This window comes from Candidatus Chromulinivoraceae bacterium, assembly GCA_035478595.1.
Classification (GTDB): Bacteria; Patescibacteriota; Saccharimonadia; order Saccharimonadales; family Saccharimonadaceae; genus CAMLKC01.
The window spans coordinates 71,485-77,929 of sequence record DATIJL010000004.1 but is presented as its reverse complement, the minus strand read 5'-3'; the positions used below and the strand labels follow the sequence as shown (position 1 = coordinate 77,929).

Below are 6,445 nucleotides of genomic sequence, written 5' to 3'. Positions count from 1 at the left end.
CAAGAAGGTATCTACCACCTCAATTAAATTCTTGATATGATGAGAACGTAAAATACGCATGTTGCTTCTCCTTTTTTGTTTTGTCACTTCAAGGATAGCAGATGCGTATTTGCATTTGGAGGGTTTTGAGACTCAGGTTGTAGGGAGGCAGTCCTAAGAATACTAGATGCTACTCTGGTAGAGTTAATGCTAGAGTATTGTACATTATGGACAATGGAGACCTGATTATTTTTTATTTTGAAAGATTTGAACAGATTTACATTTTGTATCTATTGTTGTAGAGTAGACTAAACACATCGACCTGGGCCTGTATGTACAGGAAAGTCACCAGTGAGTGGCAGGAAGAAATTCATTTATCTGAAGAGTAGACCCTGACGGAAGAGTCCCGTAACCATGACTGCAGCCGTTGATGGACGGTTCCAAGCGTAGTACTGGTAACAGACTACGAAACCAAGGGTGGTACCACGAAGTAATTTTCGTCCCTCGGTCTCTATATCTTTTTTGATATAGAGACCGAGGGACTTTTGTTTTCAAAAATAATAAGGAGTACACGATGAAGTATGATGCGAAAGAAATAGAAGAAAGATGGAAGGCATTTTGGGCAACTGAAAAAGTCTTTAATTTTGATGAAACAAGCAAGTCACCTCTTTATGTCGTCGATACGCCTCCACCATATGTTTCCGCTGACCACCTCCACGCTGGGCATATTATGTCGTACGCTCAGGCTGAATTTATTGTGCGTTATAAGCGTATGCAGGGTTTTAACGTCTATTACCCAATGGGTTTCGATGATAATGGCCTCCCAACAGAGCGATTCATTGAGAAAAAATACGGTATCGACAAAAGTAAAATCACTCGACCTGAGTTTGTAAAGCTCTGTCTAGAGGAGACTCAAAAAGGTGCCGCGACGTATCGTCAGCTATGGCACGATCTTGGCATCTCTGTAGATTGGAATCACACCTACAGCACTATCAATAAGCATTCTCAGCGCATTGCGCAGGCCTCTTTATAAGAAAGAGCATCTCTATCGAGCTGAAAAACCTGTCATGTGGTGCACTCACTGCCAAACGACACTTGCTCAGGCAGATCTTGATGATTTAGAGCGTGAGACAGAGTTTGTCTATATTGAAGTTCCGATAGAGGGTGGTGGTTCACTCACCTTTGCAACGACTCGTCCCGAAATGTATCCGTCGTGTGTTGGTATTTCTGTTCATCCTGATGACGAGAGATATCAAAAGTATATCGGCAAGATCATTACCATGCCTCTAACAAATGCAAGGGTTCTCCTTACGACCGATGAGAAGATTGACCCAGCTTTCGGAACAGGTGTCGTGTATTACTGTAGTAGCGGAGATGCACAATTTCTCGATTGGGAGGTGAGGCACCCGATTGCTAAAGAAGATAAGAAATATATTCTTGGTCCAGATGGTCGCATGAATAAAGATGCTGGTAAATACGAAGGACTGACGGTAACTGAGGCAAAACAGCAGATTACTGCCGATCTTACCGCACTCGGTGTTGTTAAGAAGATTGAAAAGATCTCCCAAGTCGTTAATGTTCACGAACGTTGCGATACGCCAATCGAATACGTCACGAGCAAGCAATGGTTTATTAAGATTGTTGATCAAAAAGAAAAATGGCTAGAACTTGGCCGACAAGTGAACTGGTATCCCGAATCTCGCCGCAACGATTATGAAACATGGGTAAATGGACTGAACTGGGATTGGTGTATCTCGCGCCAACGGTATTATGGCGTTCCTATTCCTGTATGGTATGACAAAAGGACAGGCGACCCAGTCTTCCCGGACGAAAGTGAGCTTCCAATAGATCCAACACAGTACACGCCAAAAGGGCATAGAGCTGAGGATCTTATTCCTGAAGCGGATGTGCTAGATACGTGGGCAACCTCTTCTGTGTCACCACAAATCATTTCTGCATTGGTTAAAGATGAGGCTATACAAGAAAAGCTCTACCCGGCTACTTTACGACCTAACGCGTTTGAGATCATTCGAACCTGGGACTTCTATTCAATTGTGCGAGGTTACTACGAGAATGGCCATCTTCCTTTTCGTGACGTTATGATTTCGGGTCATGGCCTTGCTGAGGATGGACGAAAGATGTCAAAAAGACTTGGAAACTACATGCTATCTCAAGAACTTCTCGACAGATACGGTGCCGACGCTATTCGTTACTGGGCCACTGGTGCGCGACTAGGCCAGAACCTACGATTTAGTACAAAGGAAGTTGAGATGGGACACAAGACAGCCGTAAAGTTCTATAATGCTGCACGCTTTGTTGCGATGCATGCCGATACCGGAAATGCCGGCGAGCAAGAGCACGCCGATGCGTGGATTCTCCAGGAACTAAATACATGTATCACAGCGGTAACGAAAGCGTTTGACGACTATTCGTATAGCCAAGCTCGTGATGCCCTTGATGGCTTCTTCTGGTCAAAATTTACCGATTATTATCTTGAGTTCATCAAGTACCGTTTGTTTGGTGAAGATGTGGCATCAAAAGAGGCTGCTGTAGCAACGCTAAAAACCGTCTTTCTTGCCGTACTGAAGATGTATGCTCCACTCATGCCATTTATTACAGAGCAAATTTACCAAGATCTCTATAAAGATAAAGAGGGAATTAAAAGTATCCACATTAGTACGTGGCCTAAAGTACTCCAACTTGATTCTAGCCTGGAGATACAAGACTTCAATCAAGCGATTGCTGCTATCGACGAAGTGAGAAAATATAAAGCACAGGAGAATATGTCACTTGGCAAAGAGCTCGAGGACTATAGCTTAATGACATCAATAGATATCACCAAATACAGTGAACTTGTGCGAGGTGTGGGGCGTATTAAACTACTTAAGTAGATATACCTTTTACAGGAAGTGTGAAATTAGGTAAAAATATACCTCGTTTTCTCGGTGAGTAACCAGGAGTATTATAAGAAGAACATGCCATTAATATACATTACGGGTACGCCTGGATCGGGTAAGTCGGCAGTATGTGCTGAGCTCAAGCGACGCGGATACACGGCTTTTGATACCGACAAAGATGCCATCGCCTTCTTTTATAACAACGAAACTGGCGAACCGATTAAGGGTCACGTGTCAGCTCAAGAGCGTACACCAGAATGGCGATCCAGACATACCTGGAAGGCCAAACGTGAGGCTATCGAGAAATTACGAGAGCAGGCTAAAGGCGGGCTGGCATTTTTATGCGGTGTGACGGCAAATGACGCTGACGAGCTCTGGGATTTATTTACTACTGTGTTTGCTTTGGTAATTACTGATAGACAAGTATTGCAAGAACGTATCCTGGAGCGTGACGAAGACGGGTATGGCAAAAACCCACATGAACTCGCAGCGTTATTAGAATGGCAACTGGCTGCGGTAGAAGATTACAGGAAGCTCGGAGCGGTCATTATCGATGCATCTAAACCCTTAGATGACGTAGTGAATGAAATAGAGAGTAGGGCTCAGCTATTACAGTTCGAGTCTAAAAGAACAGCAGCTTAACCAAGTTGTCGGCTTACTTCCATCGGCCACTCTCTCAGTATGAACGGCTTTCCCTCTACCTGTTTAACGAGTTCTTTGATGAGCTTATCGAGTTCGATGCAACCATTATCGATCTCTCTTTGCCCGATGGCAATCTTATGAGGGACCAAGTCTTCATGTGCTGCCTTGAGTTTGGCTGATAGGTTAATATTCCTGTCATCAACCTCAATTCGGAGTGGCAACTTCTCATACTTCTTCGCCAGTTCTTTACACACATCAACAAATACTTCACCGACAGGTAGGAGCCGAATCTGTGCTGGTTGCAACCAAAGTGGCAATCCTTTCTGCTCATACTGATCAAACAGGAGATATAGGTATCGTTCGATGCCACCAGGGATAGCAGAGTGAATAATCACCGGATGTTTCCGCTTTCCGGCTTTGTCGATGTAGTGGATATTAAGGCGTGGCGCGTTGCCAATATCCACTTGGATACAGCCGATCTCACGTGCCTGCCCGAGCTGGTCAACTATCTTATAGTCTACGTTCACAACCCAGTAACGATCGTTGCCATCCTCTAAGATGTTTACAAGTACGTCAGCGCCAAGCTGGTCGGATATTTGCTCGATATATTCTCTGTATTCCAGCCAAATTTCTTCAGATGGTATCTCAATTACTACGTGGTACTTACGCTCAGCATCGTTGGCTGCTTCGACGATTTTTGCCTGAAGTTTAGGGAACCACGCAAAGGCTTCGGCTACGTCTTTAAAGTAGGGATGAATATCGGGCATGAAGAAGCGACGTTGTCTAAGAAGAAGCATCATTTCGCCACTCTGTTCGTGGCGATAGCAGTCGGATATTGAGAAGTGTGCAAATGGTAGCTGTTTGTAACTCAGCGGTTTTTTGGCAGCTAGGTTAAATTGTGGATAGCTGGCGTCATAGCTCATCACCACATCGTGGTCGCCAGACTTGAACTGGTAAAGTCGATCACCGTAGAGCGAAGCGTACGCATCAACTACAGGATGGTTGAGGCTAAACATGTTTGCGCCGTTTACCTCGTAAATCGGTAAGCCTAGATCGTGAACAAGCTCGCGGGCATAATCCTGTACGAGTCTACGCATAAGGTTGGCTCTATAGTTATACTGGACATGGCCAATATCTGCGTTTGGCTCCCATCGGAAACCAAGCTTATTAGCGTATTGCAAATAAGCAGGTCTGTCGTTGGATTGTTCGATAAGTATTTCACTAAGAGCCTCACGTCGTACGAAGCAGGCGAATTCTTCGTTGATGTTTTCTTGCTGTAGGTAGTCGTCAATCTCGACAACTTTCTTGTCTTGTTTGAGGATGAAGTATTTCATTCGTAACTCCTTTTTAGAGTAAGTAGATTTTAATTTGTCCTCTACTTTTCGGCTCTAAGTGGAGTGTGTTCTTCGGGGAAAAGAAAAACTCCCGTCGTCCGGGAGCTTTGAATCAGCAAAAACCAGGACGAGCTAGAGCGAGCGCGTCGTCGATTGGTTTGCGTTGTTGATTCGATTAATCATGAGTATACTATAGCACTTATGCTAGATAATGTCTAGGTCTGTTGTCTTTTGCGAACAACTTACTTACACTCGGAGGCAAAATCTACTCCAACGGCTGAGTTGTCGTTTAAGCTGAGAAGGGTGATTCTCCCTCGACTCCTTAGGAGTGTGGAGCTTTGCCGTAAACTGCTAGCGATGGTGGACGTAATCTAACTCAGGCTATAGCACTGCGATCATGATGCGCTAGCAGCCATAGGGCGCATGGCACAAGTACAAATAAGGTGATCAAGCCGAATACTGCATAAGCGGCACGAGGCGTGTGTGCCCATTGAATCAACAGCCCAGTGGCACTACTGCCGCCTAATCCAATTAAGACGGCCAAACCCTTAAAGCTGCTCATTATAGTGGCGCGATGTGATCCAGGTATACGGTCATGAATAATGAGCCTGATAAATGAGCTTGTCGCGTTAAGACAAGACCACAAAACGTAGCCCGCCAAAAAGAGTGATAAGATGCCGAGCCCCATAAACGAGTAAGCGGCAAGCGCGCCAAGTGCCATATATAGAATCCGCCTGGCGTCGGTTTTTAGGAGCCTTAGCAAAAACGTATTTAGCATAAGTATCGTCATAAACCCAGCGCCAGCAATTAAGAGCCCACGGGTAGCCGGCCCAATACTATGTTCAATCATAGCTGCTTCATTTACAAACTGAATGCACATGCCCAGCATGACAGAAAAGGTGACACCCATAAGGACTAGAACCCGTAGATAAGAAGTAGCTAAAAGGTGTCGTAGACTTTGCACCAAATGGCGCTGGTACGAGACCTGCGATTTCGTGTAATCAACTTTATTTTGTTCTTGGATATAGGCCAAGGTGACAAGCCAAATGAGCCCAGCAAGAATTTGAGCCAAAAAAGGAACAGCGTGGTTAGCGACAAACATTGTGCCGCCGACGGCCGCGCTTACTAGAATTCCGGCTTGACCACATGTCATTTCAAGTGCGTTAACTCGACGGAAGGTCGTCTTACTGACGTTTTTGTGGTCGTATATCAATGCCTCAAGCGCGCCGTTCATGCAAGCACCACCCAGACCGTAAAGAATGGCCGCTAGTATAAACAGCGTAAAGGAGTGTGCTTGCAATATTACCCATGGAGCAATGGTGAGTAGGGTGGCGCCTACCAATGTAATTGATTTGCGACTATACTTATCTGCCAAAATACTCGTTGGTATATCAGCGATAAAATTGCACAGGCTGTTGATGCTAAAAAATAGTCCAACCTCGACCGGTGTTATCGTCTGAGACGCAAACTGATAAAAAATAGGATACACAAAATAAAGCGCCCCCACAAATTTAGAAACAAGGTACAGCTTAACCACACGATCAAGCTGTACATCGTGTGCACGTTTAAAAGACATAAATTCCCCTCTGTTTT

General features: G+C 44.8%; 5 protein-coding genes. 3 read left to right on the top strand and 2 right to left on the bottom strand.

Annotation, left to right across the window (positions count from 1 at the left end; translation table 11 throughout):
* The first annotated feature begins 553 nt into the window (after positions 1-553).
* The 3 genes from VLG36_01250 to VLG36_01240 all read left to right on the top strand — a co-directional run bounded on the left by VLG36_01250 (position 554) and on the right by VLG36_01240 (position 3,518).
* Positions 554-1,012, top strand: coding sequence for a class I tRNA ligase family protein (locus tag VLG36_01250; protein HSW77408.1), 459 nt, complete (start codon positions 554-556; stop codon positions 1,010-1,012).
* Positions 993-2,870 carry a class I tRNA ligase family protein gene (locus tag VLG36_01245; GenBank protein HSW77407.1) on the top strand — a complete coding sequence of 626 codons (1,878 nt, stop codon included), beginning with the start codon at positions 993-995 and terminating at the stop codon, positions 2,868-2,870. Before VLG36_01250 ends, VLG36_01245 begins: the two co-directional genes overlap by 20 nt.
* An 84-nt stretch (positions 2,871-2,954) precedes the next feature.
* Positions 2,955-3,518, top strand: coding sequence for an AAA family ATPase (locus VLG36_01240; GenBank protein HSW77406.1), 564 nt, complete (start codon positions 2,955-2,957; stop codon positions 3,516-3,518).
* Here VLG36_01240 and VLG36_01235 read toward each other — a convergent pair.
* Positions 3,515-4,852 carry an aminoacyl--tRNA ligase-related protein gene (locus VLG36_01235; protein HSW77405.1) on the bottom strand — a complete coding sequence of 446 codons (1,338 nt, stop codon included), beginning with the start codon at positions 4,850-4,852 and terminating at the stop codon, positions 3,515-3,517. The genes VLG36_01240 and VLG36_01235 overlap by 4 nt on opposite strands.
* Before the next feature lie 376 nt (positions 4,853-5,228).
* On the bottom strand, positions 5,229-6,428 hold the full coding sequence (locus VLG36_01230) for an MFS transporter (GenBank protein ID HSW77404.1): 1,200 nt from the start codon (positions 6,426-6,428) through the stop codon (positions 5,229-5,231).
* Positions 6,429-6,445 lie beyond the last annotated feature (17 nt).

What these genes read in the sequence shown, in the direction of transcription:
- VLG36_01250 (HSW77408.1), top strand. Translation starts at nt 554, where the DNA reads ATGAAGTATGATGCGAAAGAAATAGAAGAAAGATGGAAGGCATTTTGG.
- VLG36_01240 (HSW77406.1), top strand. Translation starts at nt 2,955, where the DNA reads ATGCCATTAATATACATTACGGGTACGCCTGGATCGGGTAAGTCGGCA.
- VLG36_01235 (HSW77405.1), bottom strand. Translation starts at nt 4,852, where the DNA reads ATGAAATACTTCATCCTCAAACAAGACAAGAAAGTTGTCGAGATTGAC.
- VLG36_01230 (HSW77404.1), bottom strand. Translation starts at nt 6,428, where the DNA reads ATGTCTTTTAAACGTGCACACGATGTACAGCTTGATCGTGTGGTTAAG.